This is a genomic window from Corynebacterium aurimucosum ATCC 700975 (assembly GCF_000022905.1).
GTDB classification, from domain to species: domain Bacteria; phylum Actinomycetota; class Actinomycetes; order Mycobacteriales; family Mycobacteriaceae; genus Corynebacterium; species Corynebacterium aurimucosum_F.
This window is the reverse complement of the sequence record NC_012590.1, coordinates 2,289,881-2,309,059: the sequence shown is the minus strand read 5'-3', so window position 1 is coordinate 2,309,059 and position 19,179 is coordinate 2,289,881. Positions and strand designations below refer to the sequence as shown.

At 60.5% G+C, this 19,179-nt stretch carries 18 protein-coding genes; 12 read left to right on the top strand and 6 right to left on the bottom strand.

Features of this window, described 5'->3' with window-relative positions; translation table 11 throughout:
• Nucleotides 1-33 precede the first annotated feature (33 nt).
• On the top strand, nucleotides 34-768 hold the full coding sequence (locus tag CAURI_RS11100) for a fructosamine kinase family protein (protein WP_010191288.1): 735 nt from the start codon (nucleotides 34-36) through the stop codon (nucleotides 766-768).
• A gap of 356 nt (nucleotides 769-1,124) precedes the next feature.
• Here the strand turns inward: CAURI_RS11100 and CAURI_RS11095 are convergent, their stop codons facing one another.
• Together CAURI_RS11095 and nadE are read right to left on the bottom strand one after the other, a co-directional pair.
• Nucleotides 1,125-2,279, bottom strand: coding sequence for an HNH endonuclease signature motif containing protein (locus tag CAURI_RS11095; protein WP_012715278.1), 1,155 nt, complete (start codon nucleotides 2,277-2,279; stop codon nucleotides 1,125-1,127).
• Between the two features lie 265 nt (nucleotides 2,280-2,544).
• On the bottom strand, nucleotides 2,545-3,369 hold the full coding sequence (nadE, locus tag CAURI_RS11090; RefSeq protein ID WP_010191284.1) for an ammonia-dependent NAD(+) synthetase: 825 nt from the start codon (nucleotides 3,367-3,369) through the stop codon (nucleotides 2,545-2,547).
• Nucleotides 3,370-3,396: 27 nt separating this feature from the next.
• Here nadE and CAURI_RS11085 point away from each other — a divergent pair, with 27 nt between their 5' ends.
• From CAURI_RS11085 to nrdE, 5 genes are all read left to right on the top strand, one after another.
• Entirely contained in the window at nucleotides 3,397-4,725 is a 1,329-nt protein-coding gene (locus tag CAURI_RS11085; RefSeq protein WP_010191283.1) for a sugar porter family MFS transporter, read from the top strand.
• Between the two features lie 123 nt (nucleotides 4,726-4,848).
• On the top strand, nucleotides 4,849-4,971 hold the full coding sequence (gene ykgO, locus CAURI_RS11080; RefSeq protein WP_003847162.1) for a type B 50S ribosomal protein L36: 123 nt from the start codon (nucleotides 4,849-4,851) through the stop codon (nucleotides 4,969-4,971).
• Between the two features lie 474 nt (nucleotides 4,972-5,445).
• Nucleotides 5,446-5,685: a glutaredoxin-like protein NrdH gene (nrdH, locus tag CAURI_RS11075; RefSeq protein WP_010191280.1), complete on the top strand. Its 240-nt coding sequence runs from the start codon at nucleotides 5,446-5,448 to the stop codon at nucleotides 5,683-5,685.
• 9 nt (nucleotides 5,686-5,694) lie between these two features.
• Entirely contained in the window at nucleotides 5,695-6,120 is a 426-nt protein-coding gene (gene nrdI / locus CAURI_RS11070; protein WP_010191278.1) for a class Ib ribonucleoside-diphosphate reductase assembly flavoprotein NrdI, read from the top strand.
• Nucleotides 6,121-6,182: 62 nt separating this feature from the next.
• On the top strand, nucleotides 6,183-8,345 hold the full coding sequence (gene nrdE, locus CAURI_RS11065; protein ID WP_012715276.1) for a class 1b ribonucleoside-diphosphate reductase subunit alpha: 2,163 nt from the start codon (nucleotides 6,183-6,185) through the stop codon (nucleotides 8,343-8,345).
• Here nrdE and CAURI_RS11060 read toward each other — a convergent pair.
• A complete protein-coding gene (locus tag CAURI_RS11060) occupies nucleotides 8,342-9,052 on the bottom strand; it encodes a FadR/GntR family transcriptional regulator (protein ID WP_010191275.1) in 711 nt (236 codons plus the stop codon). The genes nrdE and CAURI_RS11060 overlap by 4 nt on opposite strands.
• A 104-nt stretch (nucleotides 9,053-9,156) precedes the next feature.
• Between CAURI_RS11060 and nrdF the strand changes: the two genes are divergently transcribed.
• From nrdF to CAURI_RS11040, 4 genes are all read left to right on the top strand, one after another.
• Nucleotides 9,157-10,146 (top strand): class 1b ribonucleoside-diphosphate reductase subunit beta, encoded by a 990-nt coding sequence (gene nrdF / locus CAURI_RS11055; RefSeq protein ID WP_010191273.1) that lies wholly within the window; start codon nucleotides 9,157-9,159, stop codon nucleotides 10,144-10,146.
• 340 nt (nucleotides 10,147-10,486) lie between these two features.
• Nucleotides 10,487-12,178: an aa3-type cytochrome oxidase subunit I gene (ctaD, locus tag CAURI_RS11050; RefSeq protein WP_010191271.1), complete on the top strand. Its 1,692-nt coding sequence runs from the start codon at nucleotides 10,487-10,489 to the stop codon at nucleotides 12,176-12,178.
• A 103-nt stretch (nucleotides 12,179-12,281) separates the two neighbouring features.
• Nucleotides 12,282-13,475, top strand: a complete 1,194-nt coding sequence (serB, locus tag CAURI_RS11045; protein WP_012715275.1) for a phosphoserine phosphatase SerB — start codon at nucleotides 12,282-12,284, stop codon at nucleotides 13,473-13,475.
• Nucleotides 13,468-14,193 (top strand): peptidyl-tRNA hydrolase, encoded by a 726-nt coding sequence (locus tag CAURI_RS11040; protein ID WP_010191267.1) that lies wholly within the window; start codon nucleotides 13,468-13,470, stop codon nucleotides 14,191-14,193. Before serB ends, CAURI_RS11040 begins: the two co-directional genes overlap by 8 nt.
• Here CAURI_RS11040 and CAURI_RS11035 read toward each other — a convergent pair.
• The 3 genes from CAURI_RS11035 to CAURI_RS11025 are packed head-to-tail and all read right to left on the bottom strand — an operon-like array spanning nucleotide 14,190 to nucleotide 18,160.
• Nucleotides 14,190-16,151: an ATP-dependent DNA helicase gene (locus tag CAURI_RS11035; RefSeq protein WP_010191265.1), complete on the bottom strand. Its 1,962-nt coding sequence runs from the start codon at nucleotides 16,149-16,151 to the stop codon at nucleotides 14,190-14,192. The two genes, CAURI_RS11040 and CAURI_RS11035, sit on opposite strands and share 4 nt — an antisense overlap.
• A 36-nt stretch (nucleotides 16,152-16,187) precedes the next feature.
• A complete protein-coding gene (locus CAURI_RS11030) occupies nucleotides 16,188-17,540 on the bottom strand; it encodes a nicotinate phosphoribosyltransferase (RefSeq protein WP_012715274.1) in 1,353 nt (450 codons plus the stop codon).
• 41 nt (nucleotides 17,541-17,581) lie between these two features.
• Nucleotides 17,582-18,160 (bottom strand): hypothetical protein, encoded by a 579-nt coding sequence (locus CAURI_RS11025; RefSeq protein ID WP_012715273.1) that lies wholly within the window; start codon nucleotides 18,158-18,160, stop codon nucleotides 17,582-17,584.
• Nucleotides 18,161-18,248: 88 nt separating this feature from the next.
• Here CAURI_RS11025 and clpS point away from each other — a divergent pair, with 88 nt between their 5' ends.
• Both clpS and CAURI_RS11015 read left to right on the top strand, forming a co-directional pair.
• Complete coding sequence (gene clpS, locus CAURI_RS11020; protein WP_012715272.1) at nucleotides 18,249-18,584, top strand: ATP-dependent Clp protease adapter ClpS; 336 nt, start codon at nucleotides 18,249-18,251, stop codon at nucleotides 18,582-18,584.
• A gap of 4 nt (nucleotides 18,585-18,588) precedes the next feature.
• Entirely contained in the window at nucleotides 18,589-19,125 is a 537-nt protein-coding gene (locus CAURI_RS11015) for a DUF2017 domain-containing protein (RefSeq protein ID WP_010191257.1), read from the top strand.
• Nucleotides 19,126-19,179 lie beyond the last annotated feature (54 nt).

Genomic DNA, 19,179 nt, shown 5'->3' with positions numbered 1-19,179 from the left:
CGGCCGTCTCTTTCGCAGAGGCGGCCTTTTTCTATGCTGGGGAGCATGGATGTTTTCACCAAGTCAGTAGCACGAGCCGATCAAGCTGAGGCAGAGGCCGCGGGCCTGCGCTGGTTAGCAGCCGCACGAAAGGACGTCGTGGTGGAAGTTGCGGGGCTGACAGATTCGACGATTAGTACGCGTCGAGTAGCGCAGGCGCGACCGAGTGCTGCTGCTGCGCGGGCGTTTGGTGAAGCGTTGCGGCAGGTTCATCAGGCAGGAGCCCCAGCTTTCGGCGCACCGCCAGAGGGGTGGGAAGGCGCGAACTTCATCGGGCGCGTGGAGCAACCCTGCGAACCACGCGAAGCCTGGGGTGAGTTCTACGCCGAACAGCGGGTGGTGCCATTTATAGAAGGACTTCCGGAGGGGCTGCGGGACAGCGTATATGTGGCCGCCGAAGCTATTGCTGCCGTGGACTGGGACGTTGAGCCTGCACGAATTCATGGTGATTTGTGGGCAGGAAATGTTTTGTTCCAGGAGGACACGGCGGTCATGATTGACCCTGCAGCGCACGGTGGGCATCCGTGGACGGATTTGGCCATGCTGGAGCTGTTCGGAACGCCCTACTATGACGAGATACTACGGGGTTATGGGGTGGGTGAGGAATACCGGAAGTGGGTGCCGATGCATCAGTTACATCCACTTGCAGTTCACGCGATGACGCATGGTCCGGCCTACTACGCTCCGCTTGAGCAGGCTGCACGTGCAACCCTTGAGGCATTGCGATGAGTGTGTGAACCCTCTTAGGCTCTGCCGGATCTGAAGGAAAAGGAGCTCTGGATGTGCTTTTGGGGCTCCGGCATGACAGCTAGCCCGTCAACAATGGTTTGGTTGGAGGGTTTCGCCCTTTAAGAGTTAAAAGTCCCGTTGCGCCTGCTGCTTCCGGCGGTACGTGAATTGTGGTCTGGGATCCCCGGTTTTCCCGCGTACCTTGTTGCGGTCCGCGGGTGGTGCTGTCTGATGGATCGCCGATGTGCCCGTCAGCATGGCTTTGACTGACGGGTTCCTCTATCAGGGGCGACGGTGTTGTCGCAGGTGGTCGGCGTTTTCCTTTCTGTTTCTGCTGTGTGTGGTGGTTGTGGGTGTTAGCTGCTGTCGGGTGGTGGGTCTGGTGGTTGTGGTGCTGTGCCCGGTGTTGTTGCAGATCCTTGGGCTGTGGCCTGTGTCTTTGTGGCTGTTTCCCGCTCAGCGTTGAGTCTGGCTAGTGCTTCTTGGTATTCCGGCATTGCGGTAATCGGTGCACCCCAGGGTGGGATGAAGTCCACCCCTGTATTAAGTCGGTACATGTAGCCACGCCCGGTAGGCCTTTGTGGGTCATCATCATTGATCCCGTTGTGGTAGGCGCACAAGAAGGTCAGGTTGTTGATGTTGGTGTAGCCACCTGCCTGCCAGGGGATAAGGTGATGGACTTGGCAGTAATCAGCTGGCTTATTACACCCAGGACGTGAGCAGGTGTGGGATTCGGCATGCAGGCTAAGGCGTTGGTTGAGGTTTGCTCCACGTGATAGGCGCCAGGTGTTGATGGGCCCGTCGAGGGGGTGGACGAGGGTGGCGTAGCCTATTTCGGCGAACTTGTGGGTTAAGAATTCTGTGCCGGTCATGCGCCCACCGTTGGTGAGGTTGAGTTCTATCTCATCACCCTCGCCGTTGATGATCTGGTCTAGCTCGTTGAGGGTGACGATGACTTGGGTGCGCACCGCAGGTTTAGTACCGGAGGCTTTGTTGAAGAAGATGTCGTTGGCGGCCTTTAGGAGGTCGGTGTTGTTGGTGGATTCTAAGACGCCGCGCATGTTGGCAATCGTGGTGGCATCATCGGTTATGGAAAGCGTGTTGGGGCCTTGCGTGCGGTAGGTGATACGCACACCGGGCTTGGCGGTTCTTTTGCGTGTGAGTTCTTTAAGTCGTGCGGTGGCAACGGCCTGGATGCGGTGTGCGGGGGTGGCGGCGAGTTTTGCTCGGAGGTTCCAGGCGTCGAGGGTTTTCTTAACCTTTGAAACGTAGGTTTCGATGAGTGTGAGGGTGCCCAGGCTGTGGCGTTGTTTGAGCGCTGCGGTGCGGGCTTTGCGTTGTTTACCCGTATAGCGGGTCGGCCCGAAATACACCTGGTGTAGCTGTGACAGCTCGGCAGCATCGGAGGCATCCGCTCCGAGCACGCGGAGCTCATCGGGTGTGCCAGGTATATGTTCCACCAGCGCAATCCCCGAGTTGCGGAGGCGGATGTAGGTTTCGATATCCCCCATGGGCACAGAGACTAAAACAGGTCTATGTACCCCGCAACCGGAGAGAAGAAACACCCAGCTCAGGGGTGGGGTAAAGCGTCAATCACAGGTGCGGGACTACGTGCGCTACAGATGTTGGGGGCGGACGGACTCGCGTTATGGGTAGGGGGCAGTTGACCGCCGGGGAGAGTATCCCCCCTGGCGCGCGGGGAAACGCTGGCCTCAGGCGCAATTGGTGGATGCGGAAAAGGAACGGGAAAGCCCCGCGAGGAGGGGGCTTGAAACCTTAGGCGCTGGTAGGGCCCGGTGGCATGGTGCGCTTGTGGGCGCCGCGGCGCCAGAGGGTTTCGATGCGCGCGCGGGCGTCGTCAGGCACGGCCCTGCCCTCCAGGTAGTCATCGATGTGGGCGTAGGTGACGCCGAGCGCTTCTTCATCAGAGAGCAATGGGCGGTCATCCTCCAAGTCAGCAGTTGGTACCTTCTTCCACGTGGAATCTGGTGCGCCGAGATGTTTCAGGAGTCGAGCGCCCTGGCGCTTGTTAAGCCCGGCGAGGGGCAGGACGTCGGCGGCGCCGTCGCCCCACTTGGTAAAGAAGGCGGTGACGTTTTCGGCGGCGTGGTCTGTACCGATGACCAAGGCCCCGACCTCGCCGGCCAGCGCGTATTGCGCAGACATGCGCAGGCGAGCCTTGAGGTTGCCTCGATTGAAGTCCCCCAGGGAATCCTGGTGCAGGGCGTTGGCCACGGCACCGTCGAGAGCCGCGGTGGCCTCCGCGATGTTGACGGTGAGGGAGTAGTCAGGCTCGATGAAGTCGAGGGCGATCTGTGCGTCATCCTCGTCGGCCTGCACTCCGTGGGGAAGGCGCACGGCCCAGAAATGCGCCCCGTCGACGCGGGCCACCGCCAGCTGTGCCAAGCGCCCAGCCAGGGTGGAGTCCTGGCCGCCAGAGATGCCCAAGACAAAGCCCTTCGCACCGGTGGTGCGTAGGTAGTCCACCAAAAAGGCGACGCGGCGCTCTACCTCTTCTGCTGGATCGATACGAGGCTTCACGCCGAGGGCCTTGATGATGTCGTTCTGGAGGTCAGTGGATTCATGTGACATGACGCCCATGGTAGCCGCCTGCGACAATAGGAACTCGTGAACAAAGATACTTACGTCATGATGGTCGCAGGCGTAGCCGCCCTGGGCGGCCTGCTCTTTGGATACGACACCGGAGTGATGTCTGGTGCTCTCCTCTTCGTAGGGCCGGAATTCGGTATGTCCGCCCACGAGGAAGGACTCGTGACCTCGATGCTGTTGGTTGGAGCGGCAGTCGGTGCGCTGGCGGCTGGGCGTGTGGCGAGCATGATCGGGCGACGCCGAACCCTCATTGCCGGCGGACTCATCTTCGTGGCTGGTTCCGTGTGGTGTGCGCTCGCAAACTCGGCCGCGGAACTTGCTACCGCCCGCACATTCCTTGGCGTGGCGGTGGGCGCGGTGTCCATCGTCTCCCCGATGTACATCTCCGAAATCACCCCGGCGGCTGTACGGGGTCGGATGGTCTCCCTCAACACGCTCATGATCGTCGTCGGGCAGCTGCTTGCGTACGGGGTGAACTCGCTGTTGGCTGCAAGCGGCAGCTGGCATTGGATGCTCGGGCTGGCCGCGGTTCCGGGTGCGGCGCTGGCGCTCGGCATGGTCTTTCTCCCCGATACCCCGGCGTGGCTCGCGGCACAAGGCCGAACGGGCCAAGCTGCCGCGGTCAGCGCTCGGGTAGGCGCGCGGGGAGCGGAGCTGGAACATAGCGCGCGGCCGAGCACGGGTGAATGGCAAGCTTTGCGACGCCACCGCTGGATGCGTTGGGCCATCGCGCTTGCCATGCTCATGGGCCTGACCCAGCAGATTACGGGCGTCAACGCCATCGTGTACTTCGCACCCACGATGATGAACCAGGTGGGTATCTCCACCACCAACTCGGTGTATACGTCGATGGTGATCGGTGTGGTGTCCGTCGCGGCGTGCCTAGTAGGCATGCGCGTGATCGACCGGCTGGGGCGCCGCCGGCTATTGCTAGCAGGCTTAAGCGGCAACGTTGTTTCGCTCGTGGTCCTAGCTGTGGCTTATCACTTCGCTCATGATTCCACACCACTGGCTATGTTGGCGCTGGCGTGCATGGCGGCGTTCATTGCCTTCCAACAGGCGGCGGTCTCCCCGGCCACGTGGCTGCTCATGTCAGAAATCGTGCCGCCCGAAGTCCGCGGCTTGGGCATGGGAATCGCCGGGCTGGCGTTGTGGGTGAGTAACTGGGCGGTGGCGCAGTTCTTCTTGCCGGTGGTCGAGTGGCTCGGCGGCTCGCTGGGCTTCGGAATCTTTGCGGGCTTAGGCCTCGTTGCGGTGGGGTATACCCGCGCACTCGTTCCGGAAACGGCGGGGAAGAGCCTCGAGGATGTTGCCGAACAGTTTCGCTCCCGCTACTCCGAAAGCTGAGTGTTTTGGTTATGACGCGCGCGTGGGGTAACATTTTTCCTCGTGTCATTGCTGGGTGTCTACCCGGCTGTGCTTTGAACTAATCAATCGCATCAAGATTGCGCATAACGAAAGGAGCGCCCGATGAAGGTTCGCAAGTCGCTTCGGTCGCTGAAGAAGAAGCCGGGCGCCCAGGTTATTCGCCGCCACGGTAAGGTCTTCGTGATCAACAAGAAGGATCCGCGCTTCAAGGCTCGCCAGGGCTAAGTCGTACGGACTCATACCGCCCCCTTCTGCACGCTCATTGCTTGCTGGAGGGGGCGGTTTCCTTTTGCTACCCCAGGCTGAAACTGTCCCCTGTGAGCTTAATAGGCCTTTTATGCCGGTGTGTGGGAGGTGAAAACTCGGCCCCGAGTGGTGTTTGTCACAAACTAGGTGAATCTTCGGTGAACGAGCAGGGAATATCACTCGTGTAGTTACCGCCGTGGCAACGGGCGAAGTGATGGGGTGTCAACATGTGGGGTCGGGGCGGGTTACATCCTGGGAATATCACCCTTGTAACTACTACATATAGTGCTAGTTGCGGGGTGCGGGCACAAAGTATAGTGTCGTTGATGTTGCTTGAGCGGCGGGTCTGCACCGCTGTTCAAAGCTTTAATGCAGGGCTGCTAAGCGCCCTGCTGGTATCGAATTCAACAGTCACTCCGCGTGTAGTGCCGAAGGAAGCTGAAGGAACGTCACATGAGCATCACCCTCTATACCAAGCCCGCTTGCGTCCAGTGCAACGCCACCAAAAAGGCTCTTGACCGTGCCGGTCTCGACTACGAAACGGTGGATATCACTCTGGATGATGATGCCCGTGACTACGTCATGGCCCTGGGTTACGTCCAGGCGCCGGTCGTTGAAGCTCACGGTGAGCACTGGTCCGGATTCCGCCCTGACCGCATCAAGGCACTCTCCGTTATGGCGGCAAGCGCCTAGGGAACAGCCATGTTGGTCGTGTATTTCTCTTCCGCTACGGAAAACACCCACCGCTTCGTCGAGAAGCTCGGCCTTCCCAGCGCCCGCATCCCGCTGCGTCTCAGCGATGAGCCCCTCACTGTGAATGAACCCTACGTCTTGATTTGTCCGACGTATGGGGGAGGGGCGTCGATGAGCAGGCAAAACACCCGGCCTGTTCCCAAGCAGGTCATTCGTTTTCTGAATGACGAACACAACCGCAGCTTCATCCGCGCTGTCGTGGCCGGAGGCAACAGCAACTTCGGCAGTGACTTTGGCAAGGCCGGCGACGTCATCGCCGCCAAGTGTAAGGTTCCTTATGTGTACCGCTTCGAGCTTCTCGGAACCGAGGAAGATGTCACAATTTGCCGTGAAGGCCTCTTGGCCAACGCGGCTGCTTTAGGTTTAGCCGCCTAAAGCCTCATTCCTATTATTTTGTCTCTCCATTTCGCCATAGCAAAGAAAGGCCCGTGAACGTCGTGACCACGCAATTGGGTAAGACCGTCGCTGAACCTGTGAAGCCAGAGGAGCAGCTGGATTACCATGCGCTCAACGCACTCCTGAACCTGTATGACGAGAACGGCAAGATTCAGTTCGACAAGGACCGTGAGGCCGCGAACCAATTCTTCCTCCAGCACGTCAACCAGAACACCGTCTACTTCCATGATCTGGAAGAAAAGATGCGCTATCTGGTGGACAACAAGTACTACGAGCCGGAACTGCTTGAGCAGTACGACTTTGATTTCATTAAGTCCCTGTTCAAGCGTGCCTACGCCTTCAAGTTCCGTTTTAAGACCTTCCTGGGTGCCTACAAGTACTACACCTCGTACACGCTGAAGACCTTCGACGGCCGCCGCTACCTCGAGCGCTTCGAAGACCGCGTGTCCATGACCGCACTCTTCTTGGCGGATGGTGACACTAAGGTGGCTGAGCACCTTGTAGATGAAATCATGACCGGCCGCTTCCAGCCGGCTACCCCGACCTTCCTCAACGCCGGCAAGGCTCAGCGTGGCGAGCTGGTGTCCTGCTTCCTGCTGCGTATCGAGGACAACATGGAGTCCATCGGCCGCTCCATTAACTCCGCTCTGCAGCTGTCCAAGCGCGGCGGCGGCGTGGCCCTGTTGCTGTCCAACATCCGTGAATCTGGCGCGCCCATCAAGCACATTGAGAACCAGTCTTCCGGCGTCATCCCCGTGATGAAGCTGTTGGAGGATTCCTTCTCCTACGCGAACCAGCTGGGTGCTCGCCAGGGCGCTGGTGCGGTTTACCTCAACGCGCACCACCCGGACATCATGAATTTTCTCGACACCAAGCGCGAGAATGCGGATGAGAAGATCCGCATTAAGACACTGTCGCTCGGCATCGTGATCCCGGATATCACCTTTGAGCTGGCGAAGAACAACGACGATATGTACCTGTTCAGCCCGTACGATGTCGAGCGCGTCTACGGCAAGGCCTTCGGCGATATTTCCGTTACTGAGCACTACGAAGAGATGGTCGAGGATCCGCGTATCCGCAAGAAGAAGATCAACGCTCGCCACTTCTTCCAGACCGTTGCGGAGCTGCAGTTCGAATCCGGTTACCCGTACATCATGTTCGAGGACACCGTGAACCGCGCGAACCCGGTCAAGACCGGTCGCATCAACATGTCGAACCTCTGCTCGGAGATTCTGCAGGTCAACTCCCCGTCGGAGCTCAACGAGGACCTCACCTACAAGACCTTGGGCAGCGATATCTCTTGCAACCTTGGTTCCTTGAATATCGCCGCCACCATGGATTCCCCGGACTTCGCGCTGACGGTGGAGACTGCTATCCGTGGTTTGACCGCGGTGTCGGATAAGACCGCCATCAACTCTGTTCCTTCCGTGCGCAAGGGCAACGATGATTCCCATGCCATTGGTCTGGGCCAGATGAACCTGCACGGCTACCTCGGCCGGGAGCACATTGAATATGGCTCCGAGGAAGGCTTGGACTTCACCAACGCCTACTTCGCCGCCATCATGTACGCTGCGCTGCGCGCATCCAACAAGCTGGCCCGCGAACGCGGCGAGTACTTCAGCGAGTTCCCCGAGTCTGACTACGCTAGTGGCGAGTTCTTCGACCGCTATGATCCGGCTGACTTTGCTCCCCGTACGGAGAAGGTCAAGGAGCTCTTCGCCAAGTCCTCGATCCACACCCCGTCGGCAGAGGAGTGGGCGCAGTTGAAGGTGGACGTCGCCAAGCACGGCATTTACAACCGCAACCTGCAGGCGGTGCCGCCGACCGGATCGATTTCCTACATCAATAACTCGACCTCTTCGATCCACCCGATTGCCTCTAAGATTGAGATTCGTAAGGAAGGCAAGATCGGCCGCGTCTACTACCCGGCGCCGCACATGGACAACGACAACCTGGAGTACTTCAAGGACTCCTACGAGATCGGCTACGAGAAGATCATCGACACCTACGCCGAGGCCACGAAATACGTTGACCAAGGCCTGTCGCTGACGCTGTTCTTCAAGGACACCGCCACTACCCGCGATATCAACCGTGCTCAGATTTACGCTTGGCGCAAGGGTATTAAGACTCTCTACTACATCCGCCTGCGCCAGATGGCGCTGGAGGGAACCGAGGTTGAGGGCTGCGTTTCCTGCATGCTCTAGTCCTTATTCGCACGCGCCTCAATGAGAATGGCGCGTGCGATTTTTTCTGCCTCGGGGGAGTCACCGCGGTGGATTGCCTCCGCTAGATCGAGGTGGAGCTGTGCGGTGCCGGCCGTGGGGTTGCGTTTGCGGGAACCATAGAGGGAGCGCCCGCGCACCATGGACAGCAGATAGGGGCTCAGCGCCGTGAACATTTCATTGCCCGAGGCGTGGAGAACCATGGCGTGGAACCGCAGATCTGTGGCGAGGTGCTCGCCCACGCGCCGCGTTGGCGTGACTTGGAGGCGGTGGGCCAGCTCCAGGATCTCTTCCTTATCTTCTGGGGAAGCGTGCTGCGCGGCTAAGCCCGCAGCGACGGGCTCGATGGCGAGGCGTAAGTCATTGAGAGAGGTGCGCTGACTATCGCGCGATTTCTCGGAACCTAAACGCCAAGAAATGATTGCGGGATCGTAGACCGCCCATTCACTGATGGGGAGCACTGTAATACCTACTCGGCGCGACGAGGAGACCATCCCCAGGTGCTCGAGCGCGCGCATGGCTTCGCGGGCGACGGTTCGGGAAATACCGAAGCGCGAGCAGAGATCAGTGAGCGTAAATCGATCACCGGCTGCCAGCGTGCCGCTGACGATGTCCGTGCCCAAAGCGTCGAGCACGGTGCTGAGGAGGGGAGCGGAGGAGTCAGTCATTCCATCGAAACTCGGGGTCATGAGAACAGGGCTTAAGTATAAAACACGCTGGAATTTTGGCCCCTACTTTTAGCGGGTACGATGGCACCGAACCCCAAAATTACTAGCAAGACGAGGTGACGTGCGTGTCTCACGAGTACGACGATTACATAGCTAGCCACGAGGCTCCGGTGAAGGCAATTAACTGGAATACCATTCCGGATGAGAAGGACCTTGAGGTGTGGGATCGCCTGACCGGTAACTTCTGGCTCCCGGAGAAGGTTCCGGTGTCCAACGACATCCCGAGCTGGAAGACGCTGACGGAGAAGGAGCAGGAGACCACCATGCGCGTCTTCGCTGGCCTCACCCTGCTCGATACCATTCAGGGCACCGTGGGTGCGGTCTCGCTGCTTCCCGACGCCGTCACGCCCCACGAGGAGGCCGTGTACACCAACATCGCCTTTATGGAGTCCGTCCACGCGAAGTCCTACTCCAATATCTTTATGACGCTGGCGTCGACACCCATGATCAACGACGCCTTCCGCTGGTCTGAGGAGAATGAAAACCTCCAGCGCAAGGCTAAGATCGTCATGTCCTACTACCAAGGCGACAATCCGCTGAAGAAGAAGGTCGCCTCCACGCTGCTGGAATCCTTCCTCTTCTACTCTGGTTTCTTCCTGCCGATGCACTTCTCGTCGCGAGCAAAGCTGACGAACACGGCCGACATCATCCGCCTCATTATTCGCGATGAAGCCGTCCATGGCTACTACATCGGCTACAAGTTCCAGCAGGGCTATCAGAAGCTTTCAGAGCCGGAGCAGGAGGAGATGAAGGGCTACGCCTTTGACCTTCTCTATGATCTCTACGAGAATGAGATTGACTACACCGAGGACCTCTACGATGAGCTGGGCTGGACCGAGGATGTAAAGCGCTTCCTGCGCTACAACGCCAACAAGGCGCTGAACAACCTAGGCTTCGAGGGTCTCTTCCCCGCGGATGAAACCCGGGTGTCCCCAGCGATCTTGTCTTCGCTGTCTCCGAACGCCGATGAGAACCATGACTTCTTCTCTGGCTCCGGCTCTTCCTATGTGATTGGCAAGGCCGAGGAAACCACCGACGACGACTGGGACTTCTAAGCCCTCCCCGTCGGTACCGCGCACCTCCCGAGAGGATCAACCGAAAGTTTGATTCTTTCAGGGGGTGCGTTTTCGGCTTTTCGGGGCCTGCAGGACGCGCCGTCTGTGTTCTAGATCACCGGGTATTTAGGTGCGCCGCGGCGGGTTGGCCGCGTACAAGGGGGTTATCTGCTCCAAACGGGGCTATCAAGGGCAGTGGAAAATAACAGAGCGCTGGAAATTTGGCCCTGAGGTGGCCTAATATAATGCGAGTAAACCTAGGTGTTTGATCGCTGAGCGTGTGGCGCGTGAAAACGCGTGATAGCGATGTGGTTAAACGCTTGTTCTTCAGGAGGATTTTATGACCGCTGTGGCGCCACGGCTCGACGACTACGTCGCGCCTACACGTCCGGAGCCGACTGGTAATGCAAAGACCGGTTCCAAGGCTTGGACGATGCTAACCACCACCGACCACAAGCAGCTGGGCATCATGTACATGATCATGTCCTTCAGCTTCTTCTTCCTCGGTGGCTTCATGGCTCTGCTGCTTCGCGCTGAGCTTTTCACCCCAGGATTGCAGTTCCTGTCCAACGAGCAGTTCAACCAGCTGTTCACCATGCACGGCACCGTCATGCTGCTGCTGTTTGCAACACCAGTGGTGTGGGCATTCGGTAACTACGTTCTGCCCCTGCAGATTGGTGCACCGGATGTGGCCTTCCCGCGTCTGAACGCTTTCGGTTTCTGGATTACCCTGACCGGCGGCATCGTGATGCTCGCGGGCTTCTTGACCCCAGGCGGTGCTGCTGACTTCGGCTGGACCATGTACATGCCGCTGGCTGACTCGGTCCACACCCCGGGCATCGGCGCTGACATGTGGATTGTCGGTGTGGGTGCTACCGGTGTCGGTACCATTGCTTCCGCTATCAACATGATCACCACGGTTCTCACCTTGCGTGCACCGGGTATGACCATGTTCCGTCTGCCGGTCTTCACGTGGGCTATCTTCACCGCGTCCGTCATCGTACTGATGATCTTCCCGCTGCTGACCGCTGCGGCGCTAGGCGTGCTGTATGACCGCAAGCTGGGCGGCCACATCTTCGACTCCGCCAACGGTGGCGGCATCCTGTGGCAGCACCTCTTCTGGTTCTTCGGTCACCCGGAGGTCTACGTCTTGGCACTGCCATTCTTCGGCATCATTTCTGAGGTTGTGCCGGTCTTCGCCCGCAAGCCGGTCTTCGGCTACATTGGCCTGGTCTTTGCTCTGCTGGCCATCGGTGCGCTGTCCATGGCCGTGTGGGCTCACCACATGTTCGTGACCGGTGCTATTCTGCTGCCGTTCTTCTCCTTCATGACCTTCCTGATTGCGGTTCCGACCGGCGTGAAGTTCTTCAACTGGGTCGGCACTATGTGGAAGGGCCACATCACCTGGGATACCTCGATGATCTTCGCCATGGGCTTCCTGGCAACCTTCCTCTTCGGCGGTATGACCGGTATTATGCTGGCCTCCCCGGCACTGGACTTCCACCTTGCTGAGTCCTACTTCCTGATTGCTCACTTCCACTACACCCTGTTCGGTACCGTGGTGTTCTCCGCTTTCGCTGGCCTGTACTTCTGGTTCCCGAAGATGACCGGCCGCATGCTCGATGAGCGCCTAGGCAAGATTCACTTCTGGCTGACCTTCATCGGCTTCCACGGCACCTTCCTTATCCAGCACTGGGTGGGCAACATGGGTATGCCGCGTCGTTACGCCGACTACCTGGAGTCTGATGGCTTCACGGTCTTCAACCAGATTTCCACTATCTTCTCCTTCGTCCTCGGTGCCTCGGTCATCCCGCTGGTGTGGAACGTCTTCAAGTCCTGGCGCTACGGCGAGATCGTCACCGTGGACGATCCGTGGGGCTACGGCAACTCCCTCGAGTGGGCTACCTCCTGCCCGCCGCCGCGCCACAACTTCGTATCCCTGCCGCGCATCCGCTCCGAGCGTCCGGCCTTCGAGCTGCACTACCCGCACATGGTTAAGCGCATGCGCGAGGAAGCACACTCCGGCCACTAAGCACTCACTAGCTGAGTACTCCTGATAACGCCGCCTCCCCATCACAGCGATGGGGAGGCGGCGTTTGCCGTTGGTGGAGATTCCGAGATTGCGGTGTGCGATAATGAGGCCCGTGGATAATCACAGTGAACAAGTCTTTGCCGTTGTCACCGCCTCTGGCCCCGACAAGCCAGGTGTATCGGCCGCCTTCTTCCGAGTCCTGAGCTCCCACAACGTCGAGCTCGTCGACGCCGAACAGGCTATCTTTTCCGGCCGCATCTCCCTTTCCGCGTATATCCGGGTGCAGGCCTCCCGTCTCGAAGCACTTGAGCAGGGCCTGCGCAACACGTTGAGCATCTATGCCCAATCCATCAACGTGGACCTTCGGGAAGAGGAGGCAACCTCACGGCCGCGCTCCACGCACGTCGTCGTGGTGCTGGGGCGCCAGCTCAACGCCAGCCACATGTCGGCGATTGCCAAAGAGTTGGCCAATCTCAACGTCAACATCGACCGCATCCGCGGGCTTTCTACCTACCCGCTCAATGGTCTCGAGCTCTACATCACCATTGAGGGAGCTTCCGACCCTGTGCGCGCCATGCTGGCGCGTCTCGCCACGGAGCAGGGCGTGGACATCGCCATCGAGCGCTCCGGCCTACAACGCCGCTCAAAGCGCCTCATCTGCTTTGACTGCGATTCCACCCTCATCACCGGCGAGGTCATCGAGATGTTGGCCGCCCACGCCGGCAAGGAGGCCGAGGTTGCTGCAGTGACGGAGCGTGCTATGCGCGGTGAGCTGGACTTCGAAGAGTCTCTCCGTGAGCGCGTTTCCGCCCTGGCCGGGTTGCCGGAATCGGTCATTAAGGAAACCGCCAACGATATTCGCCTGACCCCAGGCGTACGCACCACCATCCGCACGCTCAAGCGCATGGGCTACCGCGTGGCAGTGGTCTCGGGCGGCTTCATCCAGGTACTCGAAGACCTAGCTCAGGAGCTCGACCTCGACTACGTGCGCGCCAACACCCTCGAAATTGAGGACGGTAAGCTCACCGGCCGAGTCATTGGGGACGTGGTGGACCGCAAGGCCAAGGAAATGTTCTTGCGCGAGTTCGCCGCGGATTCGGGTCTGAGCATGCTGCAGACCGTTGCGGTCGGTGACGGTGCCAACGATATCGACATGATTTCCGCCGCCGGCTTGGGCATCGCCTTCAACGCCAAGCCTGCTCTGCGTGAGGTCGCGGATACCTCCGTCAATCACCCGTATATGGATGAAATCCTGCAGATCCTGGGCATCCCAATGGAGGAAGTTGCCAGTGAATAACCTCCGTGAGGCCCATCGCCGCCTCACGGTAGCGTGTAGCGAGCGCAGCTGGCGGGATGATCCTGAGGACCCCGAAAAGCCTGAGACGGTCCAGGCGATGCAGATTGCGCTCAACCTACCCAAGCAAGACCCGCCCGCACGCACGGAGGTGCTGGAGGCGGCGGCGAGGGGCGTCGTCAAGCTCTGCCTCGATGATAAGGCCGGGCAGGATGGGGCCTTCGCCGAGGCCCTAGGGCAGTGGTACGGGCACCGCATCCGCAAGGTGGCGCGCCGCGCACGCAACAAGGCGTGGCGTGATGTCCAGGCCCTGCCGGGCGTCACCGTGGAGGACCGCGCGCGAGTTTTCCTCCCTTCGGCGGTGCAGGATGTGCACCCACTCGTGGCGAAGCTGCAGATTGGCCATACTGACCTGCCCAAGGACGAGCCGGGCCCCGCGCTTGGCGACGCCCCCGTGATCTACATCGACGCCTCCCTCGCGATGAGCGCGGGCAAGGCCGCCGCACAGGTGGGGCACGGTTCGATGCTGTTGGCCGCGGCGATGAGCGCCGAGGACGTGGAGGACTGGGCGGCACAGGACTTTGCGCTGTCCGTGCGCGAAATTACCCATGAGGAGTTTGCCGTGGCTTGTGCGCGTCCGGGAGCGGTGGTGGTGCGCGACGCCGGCTTCACCGAGGTCGCCCCGGACTCAGCCACGGTGTGCGCGCTGCGCCGCCCCTAGCGGGCCTCAACCAGGCGCTTGAGAGCGCCGCGTACAACCTCAGGGTCGCTCGTCGGCCACATCTGCGGCATCGAGGCGCGTAGGTAGGAACCATAGCGCTTGGTTTCCAAGCGGCTATCGAGGACCGCGACGACCCCGCGGTCGTTGGCAGAACGCAGCAGGCGGCCCGCGCCTTGGGCCATAAGCAGCGCTGCGTGCGTAGCGGAAACCTCCATGAAACCATTGCGCCCAGCCGCCTTGGCGGCTTCGGTGCGCGCTTGCATGAGGGGGTTATCCGGGCGGGGGAAAGGAATGCGGTCGATGAGGACGAGGGAACAGGCAGGTCCCGGCACGTCGACGCCCTGCCAGAGGGTGAGTGTGCCGAAGAGACAGGAGTTCTCGTTCTTTGTGAACTTATCCACGAGTGCGCCGATGGAGTCCTCGCCCTGGAGGTAAATATCGAAGGGGAGGGTGGGCTTGAGTTCCTCAGCTGCCTGTTGCGCGGCTCGGCGCGAGGAGAAGAGCCCGAGCGTGCGCCCGCCCGCAGCCATGATGAGCTCGCGGATCTCCTTGAGCGTCTCGGGGCTGAGGCCGTCACGGCCCGGCTGCGGTAGGTGCGACGCGGTATATAAGATGCCACTGCGCGCGGGGTCGAAAGGATAACCCACATCAAGGCTGTCCCACGTGCCCTTCGGCAGGCCCCATTGTGCGGCCATGGCGTCGAAGCGCCCGCCCAATGCCAGCGTGGCGGAGGTCAGCACCACGGTTTGTTCGCCGAAGAGCTTTTCGTGCAGCATCCCGGCGATGGAGAGCGGGGCCACGGCGAGGGTGTCGTTCAGCGTGCGCTCATCGCGCTCCAGCCAGACTACGTCGGCATGCGCGGCGGGGTCACCGGTAGCGAAAACGTCAAGGATGCGAGCGATGGCTTCGACGAGGCTAGCGAGGTGATTGGCCAGGTTCTGGCGCTCCGCAGATTTTTCCGGGTCTTGGGACTGCTCGCCCTCGGGGGCGCGGGCGATGGTCTCGCGGCAGTCGGCCAACGTGTCCGCCAAACCCATGAGCTGCTGCTTGGCTTCCTCTGGCAAGTCGGTCCAGCGGCCTGGCGCGAACTCTCCGAGGAGTTGACTCAGCTCGTTGGCCTGCTCAGCGAGGCGTTGGTCCTTGCCGTTGGCGCCGAGAGACTTGGCGCGGCTGGCCGCCATCTTCAGCGCGCGCCCGGTGATTTCGGCGGTAGAAACCGAGGTGATGCGGCCATCTAGCTCGTGGGCCTCATCGATGATGACGACATCGTGTTCCGGCAGGATATTGATGTCTGCTACTGCGTCAATGGCGAGCAGCGCGTGGTTGGTGACCACGATATCGACGTCCGCCGCGCGGCGTCGCGCGAGTTCCGCGAAGCAGTCCTCGCCGTGCGGGCAGCGTGTGGCGCCGAGGCATTCGTTCGAGGTGACGGAGACCTGCCGCCACGCTAAGTCTGGCACGCCCGGTTCCAAATCCTCACGGTCACCCGTCTCGGTGTCTTCCGCCCATTCATAGACACGTTGGACGTGGCGGCCGAGGTGGGAGACCGAGTCTTCGTCGAGTAGCGCGTCCTCATCCTCCAGTTCGGCGGCGCGGGACACCTTGTTGAGGCAGACGTAGTTGGAGCGGCCCTTCATGATGGCGAAGGTGGGCTTCTTCTCCAGGTGCGGCTCGAGGGCCTCGGCCAGACGCGGAAGGTCCCGCTCCACGAGCTGCCGCTGCAGCGCCAGCGTGGCGGTGGAGACGATCACCGTGTGTCCGGTTCCTTGCGCGTGGCGGAAGGCGGGCACGAGGTAAGCCAGGGACTTACCCGTACCAGTTCCTGCCTGCACAGCGAGGTGGCGTTCCTTTTCTAACGCGGTGGTTACGGCCTCCGCCATGCGCACCTGGCCGGCACGCCGCGCGCCGCCGAGGGAAGAGACTGCGGCGTCGAGAAGGTCAACCGTTGTGTCGTGCATGTCAGGCAGTGTAGTCGGTCGCCTTCGCCGTGCTTCTTAAGAGCCGAAGCCAACGAAGCGGGTGGGAACCGCAGGCTCGTCGCGGGTGAGCGCTAGGCCTTCCCATGGCAGGGTGGTGATGGCCTGAGCCAGATACTCGCGGGATTCTTCGAGGGTAGGCAGGTTGTCGAGGATTTCGCCGTCGCGCATGAGCGGTACCGTCATCTCGCGGGTGCGCAGCGTGCCCGTGTCTGGGTCCTCGGCGGAGAAGGGGAGCACGAGCTCCTCGACGGCCACCCCCGAGGAACGGTAGGTGCGCAGAGAGCGCTTAGCCCCGCCCTGCGATTTCTTCGAGGAGGAGCGCTTGGCTACTGGGTGGCCATCGACCTCGACGACCTTGTACACCATGCTGGCGGTTGGCGCGCCCGAGCCAGTAACCACTGAGGTACCCACGCCATAGACATCGACGGGGTCGCCGCGCAGGCCGGCGATGGCAAACTCATCGAGGTCGGAGGAGACCACGATTTTGGTGTTGTGGTTGCCCAAGTCATCGAGCTGCTTGCGCACGCGACGGGTGACCGCGGCCAAATCACCAGAGTCGATGCGCACGCCGCCCAACTCGGGGCCGGCCACGCGCACGGCGGTTTCTACGCCCTTGGTGATGTCATAGGTATCCACCAGCAGGGTGGTATCGACGCCAAGGGTCTCGATCTGCCCGCGGAAGGCCGCCTCCTCATTGGGGGTGCCGTCCTCGTTGACATGAGCCAGCGTCCACGCATGCGCCGCAGTGCCGGAGACCGGGATGCCGTAGCGGTAGCCGGCTTCCAGGTTGGAGGTGGCCTGGAAACCTGCCAGGTAGGCGGCGCGGGCAGCGGTCACGGCAGCGTATTCGTGGGTGCGGCGCGAACCCATCTCGATGATGGGGCGGCCATCTGCAGCCACCACCATTCGTGAGGCCGCAGAAGCCACTGCGGAATCGGAATTCATGATGGACAGAATCACCGTTTCCAGAATCAGGCATTCACCAAAGGTTCCGCGCACGGTCAACAGGGGTGAATTGGGGAAGTAGAGCTCGCCTTCGCGGTAGCCATCGATGTGTCCAGAGAAGCGGTAATTGGCCAGGTATTCCTTGGTTTCTGCATCAAGGAAGTCCATCTCTGCCAGTTGTTGGGCGGTAAAGCGGAAGTCCCGGACTGCGCGAAGTACGCGTTCGGTGCCGGCCACGACACCATAGCGCCGCTCGTTGGGGAGGCGGCGGGCAAATACCTCGCAGGCCACTTGGCGGTGCGCGGAGCCATCGCGCAACGCTGCCTCCAACATGGTCAGCTCGTATTTATCCGTAAGGAGAGCCGTAGAACGATCGCTAGGTCCGAACCCAGAATCCTGGGTGTTGTCTGAGATAGTAGTCACATCGAAGATGCTACTCAGACAGCTCTGAAAAATCAGCTCTTCTATTCCTCAAGCTGAATGACAACGTAGACCTCACCGTCGTTATAAGCCACTCCAACGGCTGCGGTGGTCATCCGGCGGTCTCGTAGGGCGGCAACATGATCGCCGGACTTGCGGATGCGTTCCATAAATTGAAAGCCGCTAGCCTCCTCCAAAGGCAGGTGGTCCTGAACCATCTGCACATTTTCTTCCGATGGCTCTTCCGTCTTGGTCACCGCGTTGCACTCCGCCTTTTCGCGGGCAGCGGTTTGGCGTTCGATCCACGGCACCAGAGGGGCCTGGCCGTCTTCCTTGCGCCACCTGTTGATCGCCACCACCAAATCCTGCTGGATGGTAGCTAGCTGGTCTTGCACGGGGCCGTCGGGAAGCTCGTAATCACAGGCTGCTGGCGCGGGAGTTTCTGGCTCCTGCGAGCTGCCGTCCTCGGACGGAGTGGTCAGACTGATTACGGCAGTTATGAGCGTGCCGCCGAGGACGAGCACGGTGAGGATGCGCTGCAGGAGGAGCACGACATCCTCCTTCGCCGGTCGGCGTCCCGCGAGAATGTCAGTAACGGCTGGGGGAAGGGTAAAAGAATTCATCGGTGCCACCTGGAAACGACAATCAGGTCAAAAGCTGATGACAGTATAACCGCTCGCTACCGGAAAAAATTTGGCTAGGGTAGAGGACATGAAAGCGCACAAAGAAACGTCCGCGGGCGTGGTTATGAGTTCGCCCATGGCCACCCCGGAGCTGGATGAAGCGATTGAGGTCGACGTCGCCACGAGCGAAAACCTGCCGTGGATGTGCATTGTTTGGGATGACCCAGTCAACCTAATGAGCTATGTTTCCTACGTGTTCCAGACTGTGCTGGGCTATGACAAAAAGCGCGCCAACGAGCTGATGATGCAAGTCCATACCGAAGGTAAGGCGGCAGTCTCCTCAGGTGAGCGTGACAAAGTCGAAGCCGATGTGAAGAAACTGCAAGTCGCCGGCCTGTGGGCCACGATGCAGCAGGCAGGATAAGAGTATGCAGGCTTGGAAAAAGAAAAAGTCCTTCATGCGTGGCGCGAAATACACGACTGTTTTCGAGCCCATGGAGCGCGAAGTTTTAGGTGATCTCACCGCAACCGTCTCCGAGGCCATCATTGCCCGCGCGCAATCAGCGCCGAAAGATGAATTGGCGGACATGCTCGACATGCCGACCGGCCACACCGAAGCACCGGAGGACCCGTCGCTGGCCCGCCTCTTTCCGGATTTCACAAAGGCGGGGGATGAGGAATTCGACGGCGATAATGCACTGATGCGCTCGCTGCACGAGAATGACATCGCGCGCACCAAGCTAGAAAACCTCCAGGTAATTAATACCGCGCTCGGGCCTACCGGCGGGGTCGAGGTGGCAATCAGCGAGGAGGAGGCGCATGCCTTCCTCGCCGGTCTCAATGACCTGCGCCTCTTCATCGCCGCCGGGGACGTGCCGCAAGATGCGCCCGGGGCAGACCGCGATACGCTTGTGGAATGGCTGGCCTTCTGCCAAGATTCGCTGCTCAACGTCATCATGGACTAGCAGAAGCGCAGGCTGGGAATAGAGAGGTGGTCCGCACTGCGCGCTTGCTAAAGT

Coding starts and splice junctions, on each gene's coding strand:
- CAURI_RS11100 (WP_010191288.1), top strand. CDS start 34: ATGCTGGGGAGCATGGATGTTTTCACCAAGTCAGTAGCACGAGCCGAT.
- CAURI_RS11095 (WP_012715278.1), bottom strand. CDS start 2,279: ATGGGGGATATCGAAACCTACATCCGCCTCCGCAACTCGGGGATTGCG.
- nadE (WP_010191284.1), bottom strand. CDS start 3,369: ATGGGCGTCATGTCACATGAATCCACTGACCTCCAGAACGACATCATC.
- ykgO (WP_003847162.1), top strand. CDS start 4,849: ATGAAGGTTCGCAAGTCGCTTCGGTCGCTGAAGAAGAAGCCGGGCGCC.
- nrdH (WP_010191280.1), top strand. CDS start 5,446: ATGAGCATCACCCTCTATACCAAGCCCGCTTGCGTCCAGTGCAACGCC.
- nrdI (WP_010191278.1), top strand. CDS start 5,695: ATGTTGGTCGTGTATTTCTCTTCCGCTACGGAAAACACCCACCGCTTC.
- CAURI_RS11060 (WP_010191275.1), bottom strand. CDS start 9,052: ATGACCCCGAGTTTCGATGGAATGACTGACTCCTCCGCTCCCCTCCTC.
- ctaD (WP_010191271.1), top strand. CDS start 10,487: ATGACCGCTGTGGCGCCACGGCTCGACGACTACGTCGCGCCTACACGT.
- serB (WP_012715275.1), top strand. CDS start 12,282: ATGAGGCCCGTGGATAATCACAGTGAACAAGTCTTTGCCGTTGTCACC.
- CAURI_RS11035 (WP_010191265.1), bottom strand. CDS start 16,151: ATGCACGACACAACGGTTGACCTTCTCGACGCCGCAGTCTCTTCCCTC.
- CAURI_RS11025 (WP_012715273.1), bottom strand. CDS start 18,160: ATGAATTCTTTTACCCTTCCCCCAGCCGTTACTGACATTCTCGCGGGA.
- clpS (WP_012715272.1), top strand. CDS start 18,249: ATGAAAGCGCACAAAGAAACGTCCGCGGGCGTGGTTATGAGTTCGCCC.
- CAURI_RS11015 (WP_010191257.1), top strand. CDS start 18,589: ATGCAGGCTTGGAAAAAGAAAAAGTCCTTCATGCGTGGCGCGAAATAC.